Source organism: Arcobacter siniprincipis (SeqCode) (assembly GCF_048571125.1).
GTDB classification, from domain to species: Bacteria; Campylobacterota; Campylobacteria; order Campylobacterales; family Arcobacteraceae; genus Arcobacter; species Arcobacter siniprincipis.
Genome location: NZ_CP182343.1, coordinates 2528109 through 2552007, shown reverse-complemented (window position 1 = coordinate 2552007; position 23899 = coordinate 2528109). Strand labels below are relative to the sequence as shown.

Annotated in this window: 22 protein-coding genes; 18 read left to right on the top strand and 4 right to left on the bottom strand. The window is 27.5% G+C overall.

The genetic code is table 11. The annotated features are described in order from the left end of the window. Nucleotides 1-3: 3 nt before the first annotated feature. The 7 genes from ACNI3D_RS13020 to ACNI3D_RS12990 are packed head-to-tail and all read left to right on the top strand — an operon-like array spanning nucleotide 4 to nucleotide 9939. The gene (locus ACNI3D_RS13020) at nucleotides 4-1998 is read left to right on the top strand and encodes a tetratricopeptide repeat protein (RefSeq protein WP_419767313.1); all 1995 of its coding nucleotides are present in this window, start codon (nucleotides 4-6) and stop codon (nucleotides 1996-1998) included. Nucleotide 1999: 1 nt separating this feature from the next. Beyond that, complete coding sequence (fliI, locus tag ACNI3D_RS13015) at nucleotides 2000-3307, top strand: flagellar protein export ATPase FliI (RefSeq protein ID WP_129101735.1); 1308 nt, start codon at nucleotides 2000-2002, stop codon at nucleotides 3305-3307. Further along, on the top strand, nucleotides 3304-4422 hold the full coding sequence (gene flgL, locus ACNI3D_RS13010; protein ID WP_419767312.1) for a flagellar hook-associated protein FlgL: 1119 nt from the start codon (nucleotides 3304-3306) through the stop codon (nucleotides 4420-4422). The genes fliI and flgL overlap by 4 nt, the downstream gene beginning before the upstream one ends. Before the next feature lie 15 nt (nucleotides 4423-4437). After that, a complete protein-coding gene (gene flhA / locus ACNI3D_RS13005; RefSeq protein ID WP_129101733.1) occupies nucleotides 4438-6549 on the top strand; it encodes a flagellar biosynthesis protein FlhA in 2112 nt (703 codons plus the stop codon). A gap of 2 nt (nucleotides 6550-6551) precedes the next feature. Next, on the top strand, nucleotides 6552-8027 hold the full coding sequence (locus ACNI3D_RS13000) for a BatD family protein (RefSeq protein WP_419767311.1): 1476 nt from the start codon (nucleotides 6552-6554) through the stop codon (nucleotides 8025-8027). Between the two features lie 10 nt (nucleotides 8028-8037). Next, a complete protein-coding gene (locus tag ACNI3D_RS12995) occupies nucleotides 8038-8748 on the top strand; it encodes an efflux RND transporter periplasmic adaptor subunit (protein WP_419767310.1) in 711 nt (236 codons plus the stop codon). Between the two features lie 6 nt (nucleotides 8749-8754). After that, nucleotides 8755-9939, top strand: a complete 1185-nt coding sequence (locus ACNI3D_RS12990; RefSeq protein ID WP_419767309.1) for an MFS transporter — start codon at nucleotides 8755-8757, stop codon at nucleotides 9937-9939. Here the strand turns inward: ACNI3D_RS12990 and ACNI3D_RS12985 are convergent. Then, complete coding sequence (locus ACNI3D_RS12985; protein ID WP_129101729.1) at nucleotides 9934-10272, bottom strand: MerR family transcriptional regulator; 339 nt, start codon at nucleotides 10270-10272, stop codon at nucleotides 9934-9936. The two genes, ACNI3D_RS12990 and ACNI3D_RS12985, sit on opposite strands and share 6 nt — an antisense overlap. Nucleotides 10273-10451: 179 nt before the next feature. Between ACNI3D_RS12985 and ectA the strand changes: the two genes are divergently transcribed. The 5 genes from ectA to ACNI3D_RS12960 are packed head-to-tail and all read left to right on the top strand — an operon-like array spanning nucleotide 10452 to nucleotide 14928. Continuing rightward, nucleotides 10452-10952 (top strand): diaminobutyrate acetyltransferase, encoded by a 501-nt coding sequence (ectA, locus tag ACNI3D_RS12980; protein WP_419767308.1) that lies wholly within the window; start codon nucleotides 10452-10454, stop codon nucleotides 10950-10952. Next, nucleotides 10952-12232 carry a diaminobutyrate--2-oxoglutarate transaminase gene (gene ectB, locus ACNI3D_RS12975; RefSeq protein WP_419767307.1) on the top strand — a complete coding sequence of 427 codons (1281 nt, stop codon included), beginning with the start codon at nucleotides 10952-10954 and terminating at the stop codon, nucleotides 12230-12232. The genes ectA and ectB overlap by 1 nt, the downstream gene beginning before the upstream one ends. A 4-nt stretch (nucleotides 12233-12236) precedes the next feature. Continuing rightward, complete coding sequence (locus tag ACNI3D_RS12970) at nucleotides 12237-12632, top strand: ectoine synthase (RefSeq protein WP_419767306.1); 396 nt, start codon at nucleotides 12237-12239, stop codon at nucleotides 12630-12632. Between the two features lie 17 nt (nucleotides 12633-12649). Next, the gene (locus ACNI3D_RS12965; protein WP_419767305.1) at nucleotides 12650-13537 is read left to right on the top strand and encodes a phytanoyl-CoA dioxygenase family protein; all 888 of its coding nucleotides are present in this window, start codon (nucleotides 12650-12652) and stop codon (nucleotides 13535-13537) included. An 11-nt stretch (nucleotides 13538-13548) separates the two neighbouring features. Beyond that, on the top strand, nucleotides 13549-14928 hold the full coding sequence (locus tag ACNI3D_RS12960; RefSeq protein ID WP_419767304.1) for an aspartate kinase: 1380 nt from the start codon (nucleotides 13549-13551) through the stop codon (nucleotides 14926-14928). A gap of 14 nt (nucleotides 14929-14942) precedes the next feature. Here the strand turns inward: ACNI3D_RS12960 and bioD are convergent, their stop codons facing one another. Beyond that, entirely contained in the window at nucleotides 14943-15578 is a 636-nt protein-coding gene (bioD, locus tag ACNI3D_RS12955; protein WP_129101723.1) for a dethiobiotin synthase, read from the bottom strand. A gap of 55 nt (nucleotides 15579-15633) precedes the next feature. Between bioD and clpS the strand changes: the two genes are divergently transcribed. From clpS to ACNI3D_RS12925, 6 genes are all read left to right on the top strand, one after another. Then, complete coding sequence (gene clpS / locus ACNI3D_RS12950; RefSeq protein ID WP_013136259.1) at nucleotides 15634-15933, top strand: ATP-dependent Clp protease adapter ClpS; 300 nt, start codon at nucleotides 15634-15636, stop codon at nucleotides 15931-15933. A 3-nt stretch (nucleotides 15934-15936) separates the two neighbouring features. Then, nucleotides 15937-18168 (top strand): ATP-dependent Clp protease ATP-binding subunit ClpA, encoded by a 2232-nt coding sequence (clpA, locus tag ACNI3D_RS12945; protein WP_129101722.1) that lies wholly within the window; start codon nucleotides 15937-15939, stop codon nucleotides 18166-18168. A gap of 13 nt (nucleotides 18169-18181) precedes the next feature. After that, nucleotides 18182-18799: a c-type cytochrome gene (locus ACNI3D_RS12940; RefSeq protein ID WP_419767303.1), complete on the top strand. Its 618-nt coding sequence runs from the start codon at nucleotides 18182-18184 to the stop codon at nucleotides 18797-18799. After that, the gene (locus ACNI3D_RS12935; protein ID WP_419767302.1) at nucleotides 18799-19539 is read left to right on the top strand and encodes a ferredoxin-thioredoxin reductase catalytic domain-containing protein; all 741 of its coding nucleotides are present in this window, start codon (nucleotides 18799-18801) and stop codon (nucleotides 19537-19539) included. Before ACNI3D_RS12940 ends, ACNI3D_RS12935 begins: the two co-directional genes overlap by 1 nt. Before the next feature lie 234 nt (nucleotides 19540-19773). Next, nucleotides 19774-20712, top strand: coding sequence for a DnaJ domain-containing protein (locus ACNI3D_RS12930; protein WP_419767301.1), 939 nt, complete (start codon nucleotides 19774-19776; stop codon nucleotides 20710-20712). 11 nt (nucleotides 20713-20723) lie between these two features. After that, nucleotides 20724-21821, top strand: a complete 1098-nt coding sequence (locus tag ACNI3D_RS12925; protein ID WP_419767300.1) for a leucine-rich repeat domain-containing protein — start codon at nucleotides 20724-20726, stop codon at nucleotides 21819-21821. Here the strand turns inward: ACNI3D_RS12925 and ACNI3D_RS12920 are convergent. Together ACNI3D_RS12920 and ruvB are read right to left on the bottom strand one after the other, a co-directional pair. Further along, a complete protein-coding gene (locus ACNI3D_RS12920; RefSeq protein ID WP_129101718.1) occupies nucleotides 21818-22885 on the bottom strand; it encodes an AI-2E family transporter in 1068 nt (355 codons plus the stop codon). The two genes, ACNI3D_RS12925 and ACNI3D_RS12920, sit on opposite strands and share 4 nt — an antisense overlap. Further along, nucleotides 22882-23898, bottom strand: a complete 1017-nt coding sequence (gene ruvB, locus ACNI3D_RS12915) for a Holliday junction branch migration DNA helicase RuvB (protein WP_129101717.1) — start codon at nucleotides 23896-23898, stop codon at nucleotides 22882-22884. Before ruvB ends, ACNI3D_RS12920 begins: the two co-directional genes overlap by 4 nt. Nucleotide 23899 lies beyond the last annotated feature (1 nt).

Here is a 23899-nt window from a genome sequence, read left to right as displayed (position 1 = left end):
GTTTTGAAATTTTTAATAATACTGTTTTTACTATTTACTATTTCAAGTGCAAAAGTAGATTTTTATTATAGTTTTATAGACCCCTCAGGAACACAAATCTCAGAGAAAAGAAAAAATGATATTAAAGATGGATTTGAATTACTGAAACAAATAAAAAAATTAGCTAAAAATGGAAAAGTCGATGAAGCTTTTGCTGAAATTGAAAGTTTTAAAGCAACAAATAAAATTGAGATCTTAAATTCAGATATTCTACTTACTTATTCAGAAATTGCTCTTAAAAAAGCTAGTAAGAGAATTATCTCTGAGGCTTCTAATGAGTTAGAATTAGCTATAAATACAAGTCAAATAAATGAGGATGATTTGTCAAAAGCATATATGTTGATGGTTGATTTTAAATTAGAAACAAATAGAGTAAAAGAAGCAAAATATTTTGCTGAGATTATTATAAATAACTTCTCAGATAAAATTACAAATGCCTATGGACAAATTTATTTAGCTAAGGTCTATAAACATACAAAATCCTACTCAAAAGCGATTAAAACTTTATATAATATTTTAGTAAATACAACTGATGTTTTGGTTGCGACTATTGTTGCGGATGAGTTGTTTGACATTTATATCTTAGATGATCAAAAAGAAAAAGCTTATGAACTTATATCAAAAGTTTTGAGTAAAAATATTGATTATTATTCAGAAGACTCATATGTTGCGTTAAGAAAAGTTGATAAATTAGTTGATGCTAATATGCCAGAATTTGCGGTTGAAATATTAAAAGAGCTTTTAAATCGGGCAAAACAAGAAGAATTTATAGAAGAATTTAAGTTCAAATTAGCAAATGTTTATATGGAAATGTATGATGGAACAAACTATTATTTATATAAAGCAAAAGAATTATATAAAGATATTTTAACTGATTATCCAAATGGTTTATATGCTAATGATGCAAAAATGTATATTGATGAGATATTAATGAGAGAAGGGAATATTACGCCCCAGTTGATTGTCTCAAAATATCCAAATTCAGAGGCTATGAAACAAAAAGCATTGCTTCAAGAGTTATTGAATTTTAAAAAGGAAAAAAAATATGAGTTTATTTTAAAATCAAAAAGAGTTTATGGTAAAATTGCAGATACAATTACAAAAAGATTTGCATATAAAAATGTTGGTGAAATTTTTGATGAAGTTAATGTTGATTTAATAAAACAATATTTAAAAAATGATCAGTGTTTTTTAATGAATAAAGCCCTTAAAACTTCTCGAAAAGAGACATTAGAACTTCTAATTAAAGATAAAGATGTAAAATATAATTTTTTTGAATGTTTAATTGAGGTTCCTTATGAAAGAGCATATGATCTTTTAAAAGAGACTTTTAATACAAGTCGTGATGCAACATTATATTTGTATTTAGAAAGAATGGCTTACTCTTTGGACTTAATAGACGATGCTATGGATTTTTCTTCGAAAGTTGAAATGGTAAATAATAAAGATGTTTTAGAGAAAGAATTTTTATATAGATTTTTAGTTTATAGTGCCAAAAAAGACTCAATTGCAATGGAAAAATTTTTCTATTATGCAAGTAGATTTCCTGAATTTATAACAAAAAATGAGAATAATCCACTTATTATAGATTTTTATTACCAATATTATTTATATTTAATTGGAAAAGATAAAGAAGATGAAGCAGAAAAAATTTTAAATGAACTTTATTCTAAACAAAAAGAGTTTAAAGCATATGTTTATTCTCCTTTTGTTGATATTGAATTAGCAATGATAGAAAAAAAGAAAAACAATATTTCAAAAGCAATAGAATATTTAACAGATGCTATTAAAAATACAAGAAATATGCAAGCAAATGATCAAGCAAGAGTTGATTATGAATTAATTAGGTTATATGATAGTATAGGTTTAAGTGATTTGAAAAATGAATTTATAACAAAGTGTAAAGATATTAAAAATACGAAAGATTCTTTATATAAAGCTATGTGCGATAAGATGTAGAATGACAGATTTAGATAAGTTTATAGATAATATTGATAAAAATAATTTAATAATTCCTTTTGGAAGAATTACTCACATAAGTTCCACTACAATAAAAGCAGTAGGAATAGAAGTTGCTGTTGGAGATATTGTAAAAATAGAGTCTGAGCAACACTTATATACTGTTTTGGGAATGACTGCTTCTGTCGAAAGTGATGGGTTTAAAATAGTACCTTTTTCTTTTATTGAGGGTTTTAGAATTAATGATAAGGTTTTTTTACAAAAAGATGGACTAACCGTAAAAAGTGGATATGGATTATTAGGAAGAGTTGTAAATGCCTTAGGTGAACCTATTGATAAAAAAGGTAAAGTAAAGGATTTAGAACAAAATTCTGCAATAAATAAATTATCAATTCCTGCTTTAGAAAGGGGAATTATTGATGAAAGGTTTTCAACAGGAGTTAAAGCAATAGATTCAATGTTAACATCTGGGAAAGGTCAAAAAGTAGGTATATTTGCTGGAAGTGGTGTTGGTAAATCTACTTTGATGGGGATGATTGTAAAAGGATGTGAAGCACAAATAAAAGTTGTGGCACTAATAGGTGAAAGGGGAAGGGAAATACCTGAGTTTATTCACTATAATTTAAATAATAATTTAGAAAATACAATAATTATTGCTGCAACTTCTGATGAATCTGCTTTAATGAGAAAATATGGTGCTTTTACAGCTATGGCAATTGCTGAATTTTTTAGGGATAAAGGGCATGATGTTTTACTTATGATGGACTCAGTTACAAGGTTTGCAATGGCCCAACGAGAAATAGGACTTAGTATTGGAGAACCACCTGTGAGTAGGGGATATCCACCTTCTGTTTTTGCTCTTTTGCCCCAATTGATGGAGAGAGCTGGAAATACACAATTAGGTTCTATAACCGCATTTTTTACTGTATTAGTTGATGGTGATGATATGAATGACCCAATCGCAGATCAAAGTAGATCAATTCTTGATGGACATATAGTTTTAACAAGAGAATTAACAGAACAAGGTCAATATCCTCCTATAGATTTACTTAAATCTGCATCAAGAGTAATGGATAAAGTAGTTAGCCCTGAACATTATAATGGATTTTTAAAGTTAAAAAGAGTATTATCACTAATAAAAGAGAACGAAATATTAATTCGTGTTGGTGCTTACAAGCAAGGTATGGATAAAGAATTGGATGATGCGTTAGCAAAAAGAGAGAAGATAAAAAGCTTTCTTTTTCAAGGAACAGTTGAAAAACATGACTTTAACCAGATTTTTAACCAATTTATGGAGGTGATTAAATGATTAATACAGACAGATCAACCCTTTACAGATTAGATATACTGAATCAACAACAATTAAGAGTTAATTATCAACAAAGTACAAAAAAGAAAATTGATGATGGGAGTGATGATTCGGTTGTTTATTCTCAACAATTGTTTTTAGAAGATAAACTTAATGTTTATGGTGGATTGAAAACTCAAATTAACAATACTACAGCACAAAATGATGTATCAGATTCAACTCTTGCATCAATAAAAGATTTATTAGATACCATTAAAAAAGAGATTATCAAAGGTCGAAATGATACAAATGATGACATTTCGAGAAAATCTATTGCAACACAAATCGAAGGGGCAAAAGAGAACTTATATACTATGGTTAATGAAAGAGTTCAAGATGAATATATATTCTCTGGTTCGGAGACTAATGAACAAGCTTTTACACAAGATGAAAATGGAAAAGTTTCATATAATGGTAACACAACTTTAAGAAAAAGTGCTGTTGAAGTAGACTCTTATAGAGATAGAGGAGTTACAGGATTAGACATTATGTCATATACTACAACAGCTGGAGTTTCTGGACAACCTTTAAGTTTTAAAGAGGGTGAAAGAATAATTGATGAGAATGGTAGAGAGTGGAAATTAAATGCAGCACAGACTGTTCTTGTAGAGTATGATGAAGATGGTAAATCAACTAAAAACTTTATTGAAGTAACGACAATAGGGGAATCACCTGATAAGGTACATGAAATAGCTGAACTTCCTAAAAATGAAGATGGTAGTGAAAAAACTTTTACTGCAAAACATAATACTTTTGATGCTATTGATGATGCAATAGCAGCTTTAAAAAGTAATGATGGTGATGCTATGTCTAAGGCTTTAGATGATATAAATAAGGCATGGAATGCTGCAAATACTGCACATGGAGAATTAGGTGCAAGAAATGCGACATTTGAAGCGGCAGAAGAAAGAATAAGTACTAAGGTTACTCATTTTGATGTTTTAGCAATCCAAAATAATGATGCAGATTTGACTAAAGTAGCAATTGAGTCACAACAGTTACAGTTAATTTATACATCACTTTATTCTAGCATTAGCAAGGCAAGCAAATTATCTTTAGTTAACTATTTAAGTTAATAAAATTTTTAATATATGAACATAAGAAAGATATTTTCAAAAGATTTATTTGCAGTAATATTTTTTATTGCAATATTGTCTATTATAATTGTTCCGTTACCGAAACTTATATTAGATTTCTTTTTGATTTTATCTTTGTCTATTTCTTTATTAATTTTACTTATTGGTTTGTATATACAAAAACCTACTGATTTAACAACTTTTCCAACACTTATTTTAATATTTGCACTATTTAGATTATCTTTAAATATTGCAACGACAAGATCAATTTTAACAGATGGGCATAATGGTCCAGATGCTGTAAGTTCTATTATTTCTGCCTTTGGTAACTTTGTTGTTGGTGGAAATATGGTAATTGGGATTGTTGTATTTATTATCTTAGTACTTATTAACTTTATGGTTGTTACAAAAGGGTCTACAAGAGTTGCTGAAGTAACAGCAAGATTTACACTTGATTCTATGCCTGGTAAACAAATGGCAATTGATGCTGATTTAAATGCAGGATTTATTGATGATAAAGAAGCAACAGATAGACGACATGAACTAATTGCAGAAGCAAATTTTTATGGGGCAATGGATGGATCTTCAAAATTTGTTCAAGGTGATGCAACTGCTGGGATAATTATCACAATAGTAAATATTATTGGTGGGCTTTTAATTGGGGTATTTCAACATGATTTGAGTATTTCAGAAAGTGCTAGAATTTTCACTATTTTAACTATTGGAGATGGATTAGTTGCTCAAATTCCTGCTTTGATTTTATCAACAGCAACGGGTATTATTATAACAAGGTCTAATCTTGATAAAGATAATTTTGCAGATCAAGCAATTAATCAACTTGTAAAAGATTCTAAAGTATTAATTTTACTTGGAATTACTTTAATTTTATTTTCATTTATTCCAGGTTTCCCAACTGGTATACTAATAGTTATGGGCTTATTATTGGGTGGAACTGGATATATAATTTATATGGTTGATTCAGGTAAAGAAAATAGTATAACTAAATTCTTTGCTAAAAAACAAGAAACAGAAAAACAAGATATTTTAGAAAAAATAAAAGATCAAAAAGATAAAGCTTCTAAGCCAGAAAGCGATAAAGAAACTATTGATAATATTATGAAAATGGAAGTTTTAGAATTAAAACTTGGAATGAGACTTTTACAACTTGTTCAGGGTAATTCTGAATTATTAGATAAAATTAGAGGTATAAGAAAAACTGTAGCTGCTGATTTAGGATTTATTATTCCTCAAATAAAGATTTCAGATGATGCAACTTTGAATTCAAATCAATACTCTTTATTCTTAAAAAGAATACCTCTTGCTGTTGCAAGTGTAGAAGTTGATAGACTTCTTGCTATGGGAGGAACTTCTAAGGCTCAATTAGATGGTAAAAGAGTAAAAGAACCTGTTTTTGGGCTTGATGCCACATGGATAAATCCTGATTTAAAAGATGATGCATTATTAAAAGGGTTCACAGTTGTTGATGCTCCAACTATTATCTCTACTCATATTTCTGAGATAATAAAAAGACATGCTGAAGATATTCTTACTAGACAAGATATTGTTGATATTGTTGATGGATTAAAAAAAGATTTCCCAATAGTTGTAGATGAAGCTATGAAATTAACTTCTCATGGGACTCTTTTAAAAGTTGCAAAAGATCTTCTTCATGAAGGTATACCAATAGTAGATATGTTAACAATAATTGAAGCAGTAGCTGATATCGCAGAGTATACTAAAGTTCCTGATGTATTATTAGAACATGTTAGAAGTAAGTTGTATAGACTTATTACTAATAGATATTTAGATACTGATAATATTTTACATATTATTACTATTAAACCAGAACTTGAGCAAGGCTTTATTGGTAAGCTTCAAGATAAAGGTGGAGCGTCACAGTTATTGTTATCAATTGGTGAGATTAATGACTTAGTTACTCATACAAAAGAGTTAGTTAAAACTGTAGAAGCAAAAGGTTATAATAAAGTTGCTATGGTTGTAGATCCAGTGTTGAGAAAAAGAATTTCTGAAATTTATGAAAAATTTGGCTTAGAAATTGCTGTATTAAGTCATGCAGAACTTGATTCTAAAGCTAATTTTTCAATTGAAGGTACATTAGAGTTTTAATTATGAATTTATATTTTAGACTTTTTATATTAATAATTTTTACATCTTTTCTTTATGGAAATGTTGTTGTAAAATCAAGTGATAATTTCATTTTAAATGAAAATTATGTTTTTGAAATACAAGCAGATGGTACAGATGTTGAGTTTCCTAAGATAGACAAAATAGATAATTATGTAGTGTCTAATTTGGGTACTAGTAGAACAATGACAAGCACTAATGGCAATGTAGTAAATAAGATTAAAAAAACATATGCAATAAAACCTACAAAAGAGTTTACCTTGCCATCTTTTGAAATAAAAGTTGATGGAAAATCTTTTAAAACAAAAGAAAAGTTTGTAAAAGAAGTAATTCCAAGTAAAACAAACTCAAAAAATTTTGATTTTAAAATTTCATTAAATAAAACCTCTTTATATAGTGGTGAAGATGCAATTTTAAATATGAAATTCAAATATAAAAAAGATATACAAATATCAGATTTAGGGTTTAATATGCCTGTATTTAATGATATTTGGAGTAAAAAAATTGATGAGAAAAATAAAAGTTATGAAGAAAATGGCTTTATTGTTCAGGAGTTAAACTTCTTAATCTCTCCTCAAAAAGCTGGTAAGTTAAGAATAGATCCTATAAAAATACAAGCAAAAGTAATTGATGAAAATGCTTTTAGTTATTCTTTATTTTCGCAAGCTGAAAAATTAGAAAATATATACTCTAACTCTCTTAATTTAGATGTTAAACCATTACCAAAAGGTGTTACTTTAGTAGGTGATTTTTCCATAAAAACTTCTATTTCTAAAACTGAGATAATTGCAGGTGATTCTTTATCTTTTAAAGTAGAGATTGATGGAACTGGGAACCTTGATGACATGGATGATATTAAATTGAATATCAAAGATGCAACAATATTTGAAGATAAACCAAAAATCCAAACAAAAATTGTAAATGACAAATATACAGGTTCATATAAAAAGTCTTTTTCAATAATTGCAAATAAAGATTTTGAAATACCACAAATACAGCTTAAATACTTCGATAAAGCTACTCAAAAAGTTGTTATCAAAAATACTCCAAGTTATAAAATAAAAGTAAAAAATGTAAAAAAACAAAAGAGTTTTTCCGGCTTAGAAATAGCTCAACCTGAAAAACAAGTAGAAGTTGTAAAAGAAAAAATAGTGTATAAAACATCTTTAAATAAAATGATATTATCATTCATTTTAGGTGTTTTTCTGACAATAATAGCTTTTGCTATTTATTTTTATGTTAAAGCTAAAAAGAATTTAAAACAAATAAACGATTTACCTCTTATAAAATTAGTAAAAAAATCTAAAAATGAAAATGAAATTATAAAGATACTTCTTCCTTATATTGGATATAATAAAAATCTTGATGAAATGATTTTTAAACTTGAAAAAGACAAGTCTATTGACTTGAAAATTGCTAAAAATAAGATTATTAAAATATTAGAAACTTTAGACTTGTAAAAGGATATTTATGAAAATTGTTGCTGTTTTTCTTCTAAGTGCACATTTATTATTTGCAATGGAATATTATTCAAAACTAGAACCATATGATAGTTTTGTAGTAAAATCCGCTGTAAGTGGAAAAATACTTTTTACAAATGAAGAAGTAGAGGGAAAATACCTAAATAAAAAAACAAAAATTATAGAAATAGATAATAATGTTGATAAAATAGAGCTTGCTCAAACAAAGAATAAATTAAAAGTTTTAGATTCTATGCTAAATATTCAAGAAAAAAATTATAATAGACTGTATAAGATATCTTCAAAATCAGCTTTTGAAAAAGATAATCAAAAAATACAAGTTTTAAATTTAGAATCAACAAAAAGTGATTTGATAATAAATATAGCCAATCTTGAAGATACAATTAAAAATAAGGTTTTGTGGGAAGAAAAAATCTATATTTATAATATAAGTGTTAAAAAAGGAGATTATGTAACTCCTGGAACTTTATTATATGAAACAAAAGATTTAAGTAAAGGTAAGTTAGAAATTTATATTCCTATTTCTGATTATGATTCAATTTCAAATAAAACAATATATCTTGATGGTAAAAAAAGTGATTTAAAAGTTGATAAAATTTATAAAGTAGCTGATAGCAAACATATCTCTTCATATAAAGTCGAAATAATAGTACCAAATCCTAAAACTTTTTCTAGACTTGTTAAAATAGAATTTAAATAGAAAAACTTGAACTATAAAGAACTTTTAATTAATTATCCGCTTGTAAGAAAGCTTTCACTTCTTCAGGTAATAGCTTATTTTGGAGCTTGGTTTTCAAATGTTGCTATTTATACTATGCTTGTAAATTTTGGCTCTAGTGCCTTTATAATTTCACTTGTTACTGCTATGTTCTTTATTCCAGCAATCGTGATAGCGCCTTTATCTGGTGCCATTATAGACAGATTCAGAATCAAACCACTAATGCTAACACTTTTAAGTACAGAATTATGCATGACCTTACTACTTCTTGTTATTAATGATAAAGATGATATTTGGCTTTTGTTGATACTTATTTTTATAAGAATGAGTAGTGCTTCTATGTTTTTTTCCACTGAAATGACTCTATTGCCTAAAATAGTTTCAGGTGATGTTTTAAAAAAGACAAATGAAATTCATTCTATTATTTGGTCATTTACTTATGCTTTTGGTATGGCAATGAGTGGGCTTATTGTAAATTATTTTGGAGTTAAGACAGCTATTATTTTAGATGCTTTGTTTTTTATTTTAGCTATATTAGTTTTTTTTAATATTGAATTTAAAGTAGAAATTGTGCATACAAAAGAAAAAGTTTTATCTATGATAAAAGGTGGCTTTTTATATATAAAAAATAATAAATATGTTCTTCATCTTTTGCTTTTACATGCATCTGTTGGATTAACTTCTTTTGATACATTGGTAACCTTATTGGCTAAAAATGAGTATAAATATGTAATTGCAGTACCTCTATCAATAGGTATAACAAATGCAATTAGAGCAATGGCACTTATGGTAGGTCCATTTATTATTACAAATTGGGTAAACAAAGATAGATTAACCCTTTTATTTATCTTTCAAGGCTTAGGAATAATTTTATGGGGACTTTTTCAATTTAATTTTTATTTGGCACTAATTATGGTGTTTTTAACTGGGTTTACCACAACAACTATTTGGTCAATGACTTATGCCTTTATACAAGAAAGAGTTGAACACAAATACTTAGGACGAGTAATATCATATAATGACATGATATTTATGTTATCAAATGTACTTACTACCTTTTTTATTGGTGTTCTAGCAGATATTATTCCTCTTAGTTTTATTACTATTATTTTAGGTCTTGCTTTTATTCTTGTCGCTTTTTATTATAATAAAGTTGTAAAAGTTCTTTTATAAAAGTTCTATATCTTTTATATCATCTGTAGATAATTTCTCCATTTTCTCTTCAACTATATTTAAAAACAGAGCTTTATTATTCTCATCCATATTATTTTCAACCATTTCTGTAATATATTTTATACCATTTGCATTTATTTTTTTTACACTTGCTAAGTAGTGAACAAAAGAGACCATTTTTGTATCATTGATTGAATATAGTTTTTTAATCTCTTTCTTTTCAGGTAAAAGTCCTTTGTCTTCGTACATTTTTAAAGTTCTTACTTTTGTTCCTAAAAGTTCTGCAATACTACTTAAAGGTAATATTTCCTTGTCATTATCTATTAAAGCCACTAATTTCCTTTTTCACAATTATACATTTTTTACTATAAATAATGTTTAAATTACATAGAAACTAAGATTAAATTAAGAAAGTTATGTAATAATAAACACTTGATATGTAAAAAATTAACATTTATTGTGTTAATTTAAAACATATTATATGAAAAAAAATACAAAAAAAGGTAAAATTTATGTCATCATATAATATTATGATAAGAAAACCAGAAAAATCTGATGCAATCCAAATTTATGATTTGGTAAAAGAGAGTAAGGTTTTAGATTTAAATTCTGAGTACCTTTATTTACTTCAATCAACACATTTTTCATCAACTTGTGCAGTTGCATTACATGAAGAAAAAGTTATAGGTTTTGTATCTGGATATTTAAAACCAGATGAAAATAACAGTTTGTTCATATGGCAAGTTGCAGTTGATGGAAAATATAGAGGAAATGATATAGCAGGTCGACTAATCATGAATATAATTAAAAGAGATTTTTTAGATGTTGAAAAAATCTATACAACAGTGTCACCTAGCAATATATCATCAATAAAGGTTTTTGAAAAGGTTGCCAAAGGGCTAAATACAAAAATGACTAGTAGTACATTTTTTGAAAAAAATGACTTTAAAAACAGTCATGAAGATGAGACTCTATACGAAATAGGGCCATTTAAAATAAAGGAAGAAAAATAATGAGAATATTCGAAAATTTAGAATCAGAAGTAAGAGGATATATTAGGAGTTTTCCAACAATATTTGAAACTTCAAAAGGAGCTGTTTTAACTAATGAACAAGGTGAAGAATTCATTGACTTTTTTGCAGGAGCTGGAACTTTAAATTATGGACATAATAATGAACATATCAGTAAAGCATTGATTGAATATATACAAAAAGATGGTGTTATTCATGGGCTTGATATGGCAACAAGTGCAAAAAAAGATTTTTTACAAACATTTAATGACACAATATTAGTACCTAGAAACTTAGATTACAAAATTCAATTTACAGGACCAACAGGAACAAATGCGGTAGAAACTGCACTTAAGCTTGCAAGACTTGTAAAAGGACGAAGTAATGTTGTTTCTTTTACTAATGGTTTTCATGGTCTTACTCAAGGTTCATCTTCAGTAACAGGAAATAATGATTATAGAGATGAAAGTTATATTAGTAGATCAAATGTATCATTTATGCCATTTGATGGTTATTTTGGTGATATGAATACTATGACCATATTTAGAAAATTCTTAGAAGATAGTAGTAGTGGACTTGATATTCCAGCAGCTGTAATTGTTGAGACTATTCAAGGTGAAGGTGGAATTAATGTAGCCTCTAAAGAGTGGTTACAAGAGCTTGAATCTATTTGTAGAGAGTATGATATCTTATTAATCATTGATGATATTCAAGTTGGTAATGGAAGAACTGGCGAATTTTTCTCATTTGAATTTGCAGGAATCAATCCTGATATTGTAACTGTATCAAAATCAATTGGTGGTGGATTACCAATGGCAATTGTATTATTAAAACCAGATTTAGACCAATGGAAACCAGGTGAACACACAGGTACATTTAGAGGAAACAATTTAGCCTTTGTAGCTGCAACAGTTGCAATTTCACACTATTGGCAAAATGATGATTTATCAAATGCAGTTAAATATAAAGAAAAACTATTAAAAGAGACTTTAGAAAAAATAGCTGATAAATACAAAGATACCTTTGATATTGTAATTAGAGGTAGAGGTCTGGCTTATGGATTTGAAATCAAAGGTGATAATTCAGTTGCTGGTGAGATTTCAAAATATGCATTTGCAGAAAAACTTATTATAGAAACTTGTGGTAGTGAAGATCAAGTTGTAAAATTCTTACCACCATTAATTATTGATGAAGAGACACTAATAGAAGGTTTAAAAAGACTTGAAATAGCTATTTCAAAACTAGTTGCAGATAAAAAAGAAAAATTAACAGAGGAATTTTAAGAAGATGATTGTATTAGATATAAATAAAGATGTTATAGGCACAGATAAAGAAGTTCACGCAGAAGAAGGACAATGGGTTAGTAGAAGAATGCTTTTAAAAGGTGATAATATGGGATTCTCATTCCATGAAACTATCATAAAAGCAAATACGAAAACGCATATTCATTATCAAAACCATCTTGAAGCAGTTTATTGTGTAGCAGGAAATGGTAAAATTGAAGATTTGAAAACTGGAAAAGTTCATGAGATTTATGATGGTGTTATGTATGCACTAAATGAACATGATGACCATAATTTATATGGTGGAACAGAAGATATGAGACTGATTTGTGTATTTAATCCTCCTATTAAAGGAACAGAAAACCACGATGAAAATGGAGTTTATCCATTAGAAGATTAATAAGAGGAGAAGATTAAATGCAGGATTTATATCCATCAAGACTAAATGAAGAAAAGATTATACAAAGAGTTGATAAAACAGTATATAGTAAAAAACAACAAGGTGAATACTCTTTAAATAATATTGAGTTAGATGAGTATGAAAAGAATGGATTTATCACATTTCCAAATATTTTTAAAGAAGATGAAATAGAACAGATGATTCAAGAGATAGACTTGATGGCTGAAAATGGTGATTTGATTAAAAATGAAGAGTTTATTTGTGAACCAACGAGCAATGAACTAAGAACGATTTTTAATCAACATCTTTTTAGTACTCTTTTTGAGAAGCTTTCAAAAGATCCTCGAATACTAAATAAAGTTAAGCAAATTTTAGGAAGTGATGTTTATATTCATCATAGTAGGATTAATATAAAACCAGCTTATCAGGGAAAATCTTTTCCTTGGCATAGTGATTTTGAAACTTGGCACACAGAAGATGGTTTGCCAAATTGCAGATGTTTAAGTGCTTGGGTTATGTTAAATGATAATACAGAATTTAATGGACCCTTATACTTAATTCCAAAAAGTCACAAAAAATATGTTTCTTGTAAGGGAAAAACACCAGAAGATAATTATAAAAAATCTTTAAAAAAACAAGAGTATGGAGTGCCTAGTTTAAAAGCAATAGAACAATTAGTCAAAGATAGTAATATAGTAGGTGCATATGGAAAAGCTGGAACACTAGTAATCCATGATGGAAATATTATGCATGGAAGCTGTGATAATATATCACCATTTAGTAGAACTAATGCATTTTTTGTTTTTAATTCAGTAGAAAATATTCCAACAAAACCTTTTGGTGCTAAAAGTAATAGGGCTTCCTTTTTGGCATTAGATGATTATGAACCAATGAAAAGTAACTAATAAGGTAAAAAATGAGTATAAAAGTATGTAAATTTGGAGGTAGTTCTGTAAAAAATGCCTCCCAAATAAAAAAAGTCTTAGATATTGTAAAAGATGATGATGGTAGAAAAATAATTGTAGTTTCTGCACCAGGTAGAGATGATAATTTTGATGAAAAAATAACTGATCATTTATTAAATATAGCAACTTCAGGTAAACATTTTGAAGAAAATTTTATAAGTATAAGCAAAAAACAAAGTTATGAAGCGATTATAGATAAATATAGAAGATTATGTAGTGATTTAAATGTTAAAGGTGATGATTTAATAAAATCTTTGGACAAAGATTTATCAAATTCATTGTTAAAAGGCGAAAGAAAAGAGGCTTTTTTCTTGTCACGAGGTGAACATTATAATGCAAAAATAATACAAAGATATTTTTCAAATGAGGGCTTAAATATAAAACTTATGTTACCAGAAGAGTTTGGATTTATTTTAAGTGAGGATTTTAGAGATGGAAAAGTACAAAAAGTAACTTATAAAAATATAGAAGAAAAATTTGATACGGCTAAAGATATAAAATATTTAGTTCCTGGATTTTATGGTGTAACAGAAAATAATGAAATAGCAGTTATGAGTAGGGGTGGAAGTGATCTTACTGGTGGAGAACTAGCTTATGCTCTTGATGCCAATAAGTATGAAAACTGGACAGATACAAATGGTGTTTATGAAGTAGATCCCAGAGTTATTAGTGGGTCAAATGTAATACCAAGACTTACATTTAAAGAGTTAAGATTACTTAGTTCAAAAGGGTTTAATGTATTTCACTTTAATGCAATGCTAAATTGTAAAAAAAGTAAAATTCCAATTAATATTAGAAACACAAATAATAAAGAACATTGTGGAACTATGATATTGAGTGAAAGAGTTCCTATGGAAGATTTAGTTGGAATTGCAAAGCTTGATAATATGGCATCTATTTATCTTCAAAAAGATATGTTGGCCGATGAGATAGGGTTTACTGCTGAGTTATTAAAAATATTTAGTGAGTTTGGAATTAATACTTACCATTATCCAACAGATAGAGATGATATCTCTATTTTAGTAGAACAAGAAGATTTAAAAGGTAAGATAAATAATTTAAGAAGAGAGATAGAAAAAAGACTAAAAACAGACAATATTATTGTTTCTTATAATTTATGTGTAATTACATTAGTTGGAATTGGATTAAAACAAAATACTTTTGCAATTGTTGATGCTATTAATGCTTTAAAAGATAAAAATATTAGCTTTGATATGCTTGATATGAGTCCATCTAAAATTTCGCTTCATATTGGGGTTGCACAAAATATTGCAAATAATGCACTTGAAACACTTTATGAAAGTTTATTACAAAAAGAAGAATCTATATAAGATTCCTCTTTTATTTAAATTAAGTCTTGTAAATATTTAATTTTTTTAAAATGATTTATATAAAATGGAAGTGATACTTCCTCAAAACTATCTTTATCTTTATAAAGGTTAATATACCATTCAAAATCAATATTTTTATTTTTCAAAGCTTCTTGTGATAACAAAGTATCATTTATACCTCCTAGCTTACTAGGGCATATTAGTGCTACTTTTGTTTCAAGTTTTTTTATTAAATCTATCATAAATAAATCTTCTAAAATAGGAACCATTAAACCTCCCGCACCTTCAATAATCAAAATATCACAAAATTCTTTTAACTCTTTTTTTCTTTTTATTATAAAGTCAATATCAATATCTTTTTCTTTTTTTGCCACATAAGGAGCTGCAGGAAGTTCAAATTGATAAGGTACTACAAAATCTATATCAACATCAAAATCAGGATTTAATTTTTTTGTTAATTCAAGCATAGAAAGACCATCAATAGGTTTATCTATGACTCCTGTTTCAATAGGTTTGTAATATCCAACCTTAAATCCATCTTTTGCAAATTTCTTTAAAAATACAGATGCAGCATAAGTTTTACCAACATCTGTATTAGTTGCAGTTATAAATAAGCTTTGATTTGAAACGTAATTTTTCTTTTTTATCATTGTAAATTCTTTTTTGGTATAATATTAATTGATTTTATCCTAAAAGGTTTTAATTTTGGCAAATGAGTTTGAAATAGAGTTAAATGATGATTTAGAAGTGCAAGAACCAAAGAAATATAAAGTGTTATTATTAAATGATAACTATTCTACTATGGATTTTGTAATTGATATACTTGTAAAGATTTTTAAAAAAACAACTGATGAAGCAACTGTTATAATGTTAAACATACATAATAATGGAAAAGAAGTTTGTGGAACATATACCCATGAAATAGCTTCTACAAAAGTTATGCAAGTAAAAAATTTAGCTAGACAAAAGGGCTTTCCTTTAAAAGCTATAATGGAAGAAGAGTAAATTATGATAAGTAAAGAATTAAGAGAGATATTTGCACAAGCAGTATCTTATGCTAAAAGTAGTAAACATGAGTATTTGACATTAGAACATATTTTCTTAATGTTATTAAATGATGAATTTATAGCAAATATGTTGCTTGATTTAGGCTTGGACACTAATAAAATATTTAATGACACAAAATCACACATTGAAATAAGTACTCCAAGACTTCCAGATAATGTTAATGATGAGCCAATAGAAACAACAACTTTAACTTCAGTTATTGAACACATGGTTGCACATACCCAAACTTCTGGAAAGGGGTTTGCAAGTGTTGATGATATGTTTATAGCAATTTTAAAAAATGAAAAATCATATGCAACTTTTGCTTTAAAAAGCCAAGGAATTGAAAGAATTGATATCCTAGAAGAGATAGCTCATAGAGATGTGGAAGTAGATGTTCAAGATGAAAATTTTGAAGAAGAAAAAAGATTAAATAAAAAAAATGAAACTTTGGAAAACAATGCAACTGAATTAGTAGCAGTTGCAAAAAAAGGTGAAATTGATCCAGTTATTGGACGACAAAGAGAAATAAATAGAGTAATTCAAGTTTTAAGTAGAAGAAAGAAAAATAATCCAATCTTAGTAGGAGAACCAGGAGTTGGTAAAACTGCTATTGCAGAGGGATTGGCTTTAGAAATAGCTAATAATAATGTACCTTCTATTTTAAAAGATTCAAAAGTTTTTTCTCTTGATATGGGTTCTATGCTAGCAGGGACAAAATATAGAGGGGATTTTGAGAAAAAATTAAAAACACTTTTAAAAGAGATAAGTAAAATTCCTAATGCAATATTATTTATAGATGAAATACATACTTTAGTAGGTGCTGGAAGTGTTGGCGGTGGAGCAATGGATGCCTCAAATATCTTAAAACCTATGCTTTCAAATGGAAAACTAAGATGTATAGGAGCAACTACTTTTGCAGAGTTTAGAAATGACTTTTCAAAAGATAAAGCACTAAGTAGAAGATTTGCAAAAGTTGATGTAAGTGAACCAAGTAGTGAAGATTGTGTTGCTATTTTAGATGGACTTAAATCAAAATATGAAGAGTTCCATAATGTGAAATTCAACAAAAAATCTTTAGAAGTAGCAGTGGAACTAAGTAAAAAATATATTAACGATAGATTTTTACCTGATAGTGCAATTGATGTTATTGATGAGGTAGCTGCCACTAAAAAACTACAATTAAATGCAGATGGGAAAAAGAAAAAACCTATAAATATAACTGCAAGTGACATTGAAAATACTGTGGCTCTTATGGCAAATATTCCACCAAAATCAGCAACAAAATCTGATTTAACACTTCTAAAAAGTTTAGAAAAGAATATGCAAAAAAGAGTTTTTGGTCAAAATGATGCAATAATTTCAATTGTAAGATCTATTAAAGTTAATAGAGCAGGACTAGGTGGTGAGTCAAAACCAGTTGGAAGTTTTCTTTTTACAGGACCTACAGGTGTTGGTAAAACTGAAGTTGCAAAAGAGTTATCAAAACAACTTGGTATTCATTTTGAAAGATTTGATATGAGTGAATATATGGAAGCACATACTGTTTCAAGATTGATTGGAGCACCTGCTGGATATGTTGGATTTGAGCAAGGTGGTCTTCTAACAGAAGCTATTAGAAAACATCCTCATAGTGTATTATTACTTGATGAGATAGAAAAAGCTCACCCTGATTTGATGTCAATCTTACTTCAAGTTATGGATAATGCAGAATTAACTGATAATAGTGGAAATAAAGCAGATTTTCAAAATGTTGTTTTAATTATGACTTCAAACTTAGGTTCTTCAGAAGCAAATGTTATGGGATTTGCCAAAGATGATTCTTTAAATGAAAATAAAGCAATTAAGAAATTCTTTGCACCAGAATTTAGAAATAGACTTGATAATATTGTAACCTTTAAGCCACTTACATTAGACATTGTTTCAAAAGTAGTTGGTAAATTTATTGAGGATATGAAAGAGCAAATCAAAGATAAAAATATTGATATTGTTCTAAGCTCAAAAGCTAAGAATGAGTTAGCAAGACTTGGATATGATAAAGATATGGGTGCAAGACCACTAAATAGAGTTATTTCTCGTGAAATAAAAGATAAAATCACTGATGAAATTTTATTTGGAAAACTAAAAAATGGTGGTTTGGTTAAAATTGATTTTGTAAAAGATGAATTTAAATTTGATTATAAAGAGTTATAAAATGGAGAAAAAAATGAAAAAAATTTTATTAGGTTCTGTTGTGGCACTATTTATATTTGCAGGTTGCAATGAAAGTACTGAAGAGACTCAAAAGGTACAAAAAGTTGAAAAATCAACTGAACAAACAACAAGAGAAAATGATACTAATAAGAATATCGAAATTATAAAAACAAAAAGTAATGAAATAATTGATTCTAGTAAAGAAATTGTAAAAGCTGTAAAAGAAGAGACTTTAAAAGCAGTTGATGATTCAAAAGATGCTACAAAGGATGCTATTGCAAAAGCAAAAGAAGTTAGTGTTGATGTTGTAAAACAAGCAAATAAAGTAGCAAAAGATATTAGTAAAAGTATAGATAAAGTGATTGCAAATGAAGATGAAATTGATGAAAGAATTAAAGGTCTTTATGTAAAATGTGCTGGATGTCATGGAAAAAATGGAGAACTTCATGCCCTTGGAAAATCACAAAAAATAGGCTTCTGGGATGAAAAAAAGATTGAAGATTCTCTTCTAGGTTATAAAAATGGAACTTATGGTGGAGATATGAAAGGCATAATGAAAGGTCAAGTTATGCAATTAAGCGAAACTGATATAAAAGCTTTATCAAAGTATATTTCAAAAATAGGAAAATAATGATTAAAAAGATTGATATAGATAGTGATGAGTTTCAAACAACATTTGAATTAACAAAACAGTTTACAGATAAAGTTTGCGAAGAGTATGGATTTTTTTATAATCCAGAAGATGATGTAAATGAATCTATTCAAATGGGTTTGACTAGAAATAAACTTATATATGATAAGAGATATTGTCCATGTTTTATGGTAATAGGAGAAACTCAAGAAGAAAAAGATAAAGCTGATAATAGACTTTGTCCCTGTACCCCAGCCCTTAAAGAAGAGATTCCTTCACAAGGTCATTGTCACTGTGGTATTTTTTGCACAAAAGAGTATGTTGATTCTTTAAATAATAGTAAAAAAGAAAAAGAAGAAGTTGTTCATTCTAAAGGTTTTACAAAAGAAGAGTGTGTAGAAATTTTAAATAAATCTCAAATAAATGCAATAGAAGTTGAAGCTTTATTGGAAGCTAGAGAATTAGGTTTTATTAATTTTAATTTAGTTGATGTAAGAGAGTGGATGGAGTGGGTAGGTCACAGAATAAAAGGAACTGACTTTTTAGTTCCAACAACATCTTTTTATCAATCAATAGAAGTCCTTGAAGATAAAAAAGATATTCCTGTCGTAGTTTATTGTCATAGTGGAAGTAGAAGTGCTTATTGTCAAAATATTATGTTAAGTGCTGGATTTAAAAGCGTATGTAATTTAGACTATGGAATTATGACTTATCAAGGTGAACTGCTTTCAGGTGAATAAGAAATATAAAAATATATTTTTATATTTCTTAAAATTAGTATAAATACTTTCTTAATAAAAATTTAATCAAAATAAAAATTCTTATAATCACCATTTCTAGGCATTTTTATCTAGAAATAATCTAAATCAATTAAATAATATTAAAAGTAATTTTTAAAATTCATAACTCTTTTTCAAAATTCGCTATCAATTTTTTTGTATAATATAGTGTAATAATAAAGATTTAAGGCTACTATGAAAGAGATTTTAAAGAGATTAGAAATCATTAAAAGTTGTATTGCTATTGAAGATGAAGAGAGTCTTTATCCCCAAGTGCATAGACTTTACTCTTTACAAATCGATGAAAAAGTAAAAAAAATACTAAAACTTATTGAAGAGACAAATTTTCAAGAAGTTATATCCTTAATTGATCAGTATTTAGGTCAATTTTCAAGTTTAGTAGTACATGAAGACAAAGAGATTCAAGGCTTAAAAATAGAATTAAAAGTTTTGGAAAAAGAACTTTTAGCTCTAAGTTGCAAGATTGAAGAACATCACAATAAAATAAATGATTTCAATAGTAGGTACCACAAAGAAGTTGGTGTATTAATAGAAGAAATACTTATTTTAAGAGAAGAATATTTTGAGTTTTTATATAAAAAAGATGGCAAAAAGTATGAGTATCAATATTTTGAAGCAAAAAAGGACTTTGAAAATTTCCATGAAGAGATAAAGAAATTTAAACTAGATGATCCCTTTGAACTTACAAAAATAGAAAAAGTTGAATTAAAAAGACTTTATAGAAAAGCTAGTAGATTATGTCATCCAGATATTATAGAAGAAGCTAAAAAAGATAAAGCTGAAGAGATTTTTAAAGAATTAAACTCAGCATATCAACAAAATAATCTAAAAAAAGTATCTAGAATATTAAATAATCTTTTAAATGGTGAGAGTTTTTCACTTGAATCAGATACTCTTTTTGACAAAAATATTTTAAAAAATAAAATTGAACTAGCTAGAGAAAAAATAAAGTTAGCAAAAACAGAGATTGAAATTATAAAAAAAGACGAAACTTTTAGATTAATAAATAAAATAGAAAATTTAGATGAATATATATATGAGATGAAACAAGAGTTAAAAGATGAAAAAGAGAATCTAGTTGCTAAAATGCGCCAATATTCAACAACAATATAAAAAGAGTAAACATGACTAGTAGAGCAGGATTAATAATTAGAAATAACTCCTCTTATATGGAGCTTTATAAAAGCAAAACACTTATATCTTATACTCAAAAGATATTGAATAATCCCATTGATGTTTTAATAGAGGACTCATGGATAACTAGAATATTTGATTGGGCAGATGAAAATAAAATTGATGAGTTACATTTCATTGAAAAGGGTTTTAATAATAAATATCCAAGGGGACTTCCACGGGATAAACAAACTTTACTAAATTTAGAAGAATTAAATCTCTCAAAATATAATTTGACTTATCTTCCAAAAGAAATATGTAATTTAACTAAACTAAAGAAATTACATTTATACAAAAATAGATTAAGGTTTATTCCCAGAGAGATTAATAATTTACAAATGTTGGTTGAACTAAGTTTATCAAAAAATAATTTGTCTAGATTACCAGATGAAATTTGTGAATTAAAAAACTTAGAAGTTTTAACACTTTTTGAGAATTCTATTACTTCATTGCCTAGTAAAATTGGACAATTGAAAAACTTAATAAAATTGAATTTATTAGGAAATGAATTAAGGATATTACCAATTAGCATCTGTGAGTTAGAAAAATTAGATTCTTTGAGTATTTTTGATAATAAATTAGAATCTTTACCAAGTGATATAGGAAATTTAATAAATCTTACAGAGTTACTTGTAAATCATAATTATTTAGTTGAATTACCTGAAAGCATAGGTGAATTGAAAAAATTAAAAGTATTATGGTTATATGAAAATAGGTTGGAAAGACTTCCTTGTAGTATTGGGAATTTAAGTGAATTGACTGATTTATGGCTTTATTCAAATAACTTAAAAACTATTCCTAACGAGATATCAAAACTAACAAATTTAAAAGAGTTATGGTTGTCAAATAATTGTTTAATTAATTTACCACATAGCTTAGATAGTTTGAAAAGATTAAAAGAGTTCAATCTCTCAAATAATAATATTGTTCATTTACCTATAGAGTTAGCTTATCTTAAAGATTTATCTTGGTTAGAAGTTGATAAAACTGTATCTATTGGCAATGAATTTGACGAATTTATACAAAAAAGTATAATGAAATTTTCTTAAATTGTACTATCCAAAGAGTTTATATCTTTTATTTTAGAATCAATTGAAAATTTCTTTAATAGTTGTACTATTGAGATAAAAAAACTAACCATAGCTGGTCCTATAATCATACCCCAAAAACCAAAAGTTGATAATCCTGCAAGAATAGAGAAAAAGATTAATAACTCATTTATGTTTGCTTTTGTTTTTACAACTTTTAAATTAATATATTTTATTATAACTGGTTTTACAAATGTATCTGCAACAATTGCTATTGCTACAACTGAATATATAGCTATTATTAGACCATTTGTAAGGGATACAGTAAATCCTTCATATAAAGCTATTGGAAGCCACATAATCAACCCACCAACTACTGGAATCAAAGAAGCAAATCCATATAATACTCCAAGTAAAATTCCATCATATCCAAAAAATGTAATAAAAATACCAAATAAAAACCCTTCTAATATGGCAGTTGCTAATACAGAATATAATACCACACTCATTACAGTTGAGGATTCAAAAAATAGTGCACTAGCATCTTCTTTTTTCAAAGGCAAAAGACTTTTCAAATAACTTGATAGTTCAAATGAATAAAAGTTAAAGAAGAAATAAAATATTAATATCATAATCATATCAATTATAAACTTTGCAGAGTTTTTACCTAAATATGCTCCAAAAGAAAGTAGACTTTCTATAAATTCTTTAATGTTGATTTTACTTATTGCTTCCATTAGTTGTTCTTTTATTATTAAAAAATCATTTGGTAACAGTGCAACCCAAGATTCAAATTTTGTTAGCATTTTAGATAAAGCTTGTTGGTCAATATTATTTATTAGTGTAGCAAATGAGAATACACAATATAAAAGTGGAATAAAGAATACAAAGGTTAAAATAATTGTCATCAAAGTTGAAGATAAAAATTTATTTTTAATTTTAATCGATACATTAGTACTAAAAGTATTGGTAGCAACTGCAAGCAGTAGTGCAACAGACATTGCTTTTAAAAATGGATCAAATAGTTCAAGTAAAAAATAAAGAGTTATAGCTCCAATTAAAATTAAAAAATATTGTGGTTTCAAAATAGTTTAGCCTCTGTAATAGGAGCTGTGAGTCTAAAAAGTTCATAGGTTTTTACACTTGCAACTCTTCCTCTTGCGGTTCTTTCAATATATCCATTTGCTAATAAATATGGTTCAATAGCATCTTCAATTGTTCCTTCATCTTCACTCAAAGCAGCAGCAATTGTAGAAAGTCCCATTGGTCTTCCTCTATTTGTGACAAGCAGTTCTAGTAAATTTATATCCATTTCATCAAAGCCTGTTTCATTTACTCCTAATTCATTTAGAGCATATTCACATCTTTTTAATTTGATTACTTGTTCATTTTCTACTTCTGCAAAATCCCTTACACGTCTTAAAAGTCTAAGGGCAATTCTAGGTGTTCCTCTACTTCTTCTTGCAATTTCCAAACTTGCATCTTTTTCACACTCTTTATCAAGTTTTGTTCCTGCTTTTTGAATGATTTTAGATAGTTCAGGATGAGTATAAAACTGCATTCTAAAGTGCATACCAAATCTTTCTCTTAACGGATTTGAAAGCATACCAGCTCTTGTAGTAGCACCAATAAGTGTAAATCTTGGTAAGTCTATTTTTACAGTTTGAGCTGCTGGTCCACTTCCTATAATAATATCTAATCGATAATCCTCCATCGCTGGATAAAGTATCTCTTCAACTGCAGGACTTAAACGATGAATTTCATCGATAAATAAAATATCACCTTCTTCAAGGTTTGTTAAAATTGCAGCTAAATCTCCTGATTTTTCAATCATAGGACCAGCTGTTATTTTTATGTTTGAGTCCATCTCATTTGAGATTAGGTATGAAAGTGTAGTTTTCCCAAGTCCAGGGGGTCCATAAAATAAGATATGATCTAAGGCTTCACCTCTTTTTCTACTTGCATCTATAAAAACTCTTAGATTTTTTTTAATTTTTTCTTGACCAATATAATCATCCCATGATGAGGGGCGTAAATTTACTTCAACTTTTTCATCTTCAAAAGATATTTGTTCTACATTTACTAATCTATCATCCACT

What these genes read in the sequence shown, in the direction of transcription:
- fliI (WP_129101735.1), top strand. Translation starts at nt 2,000, where the DNA reads ATGACAGATTTAGATAAGTTTATAGATAATATTGATAAAAATAATTTA.
- flgL (WP_419767312.1), top strand. Translation starts at nt 3,304, where the DNA reads ATGATTAATACAGACAGATCAACCCTTTACAGATTAGATATACTGAAT.
- flhA (WP_129101733.1), top strand. Translation starts at nt 4,438, where the DNA reads ATGAACATAAGAAAGATATTTTCAAAAGATTTATTTGCAGTAATATTT.
- ACNI3D_RS13000 (WP_419767311.1), top strand. Translation starts at nt 6,552, where the DNA reads ATGAATTTATATTTTAGACTTTTTATATTAATAATTTTTACATCTTTT.
- ACNI3D_RS12995 (WP_419767310.1), top strand. Translation starts at nt 8,038, where the DNA reads ATGAAAATTGTTGCTGTTTTTCTTCTAAGTGCACATTTATTATTTGCA.
- ectA (WP_419767308.1), top strand. Translation starts at nt 10,452, where the DNA reads ATGTCATCATATAATATTATGATAAGAAAACCAGAAAAATCTGATGCA.
- ectB (WP_419767307.1), top strand. Translation starts at nt 10,952, where the DNA reads ATGAGAATATTCGAAAATTTAGAATCAGAAGTAAGAGGATATATTAGG.
- ACNI3D_RS12970 (WP_419767306.1), top strand. Translation starts at nt 12,237, where the DNA reads ATGATTGTATTAGATATAAATAAAGATGTTATAGGCACAGATAAAGAA.
- ACNI3D_RS12965 (WP_419767305.1), top strand. Translation starts at nt 12,650, where the DNA reads ATGCAGGATTTATATCCATCAAGACTAAATGAAGAAAAGATTATACAA.
- ACNI3D_RS12960 (WP_419767304.1), top strand. Translation starts at nt 13,549, where the DNA reads ATGAGTATAAAAGTATGTAAATTTGGAGGTAGTTCTGTAAAAAATGCC.
- bioD (WP_129101723.1), bottom strand. Translation starts at nt 15,578, where the DNA reads ATGATAAAAAAGAAAAATTACGTTTCAAATCAAAGCTTATTTATAACT.
- clpA (WP_129101722.1), top strand. Translation starts at nt 15,937, where the DNA reads ATGATAAGTAAAGAATTAAGAGAGATATTTGCACAAGCAGTATCTTAT.
- ACNI3D_RS12940 (WP_419767303.1), top strand. Translation starts at nt 18,182, where the DNA reads ATGAAAAAAATTTTATTAGGTTCTGTTGTGGCACTATTTATATTTGCA.
- ACNI3D_RS12935 (WP_419767302.1), top strand. Translation starts at nt 18,799, where the DNA reads ATGATTAAAAAGATTGATATAGATAGTGATGAGTTTCAAACAACATTT.
- ACNI3D_RS12930 (WP_419767301.1), top strand. Translation starts at nt 19,774, where the DNA reads ATGAAAGAGATTTTAAAGAGATTAGAAATCATTAAAAGTTGTATTGCT.
- ACNI3D_RS12925 (WP_419767300.1), top strand. Translation starts at nt 20,724, where the DNA reads ATGACTAGTAGAGCAGGATTAATAATTAGAAATAACTCCTCTTATATG.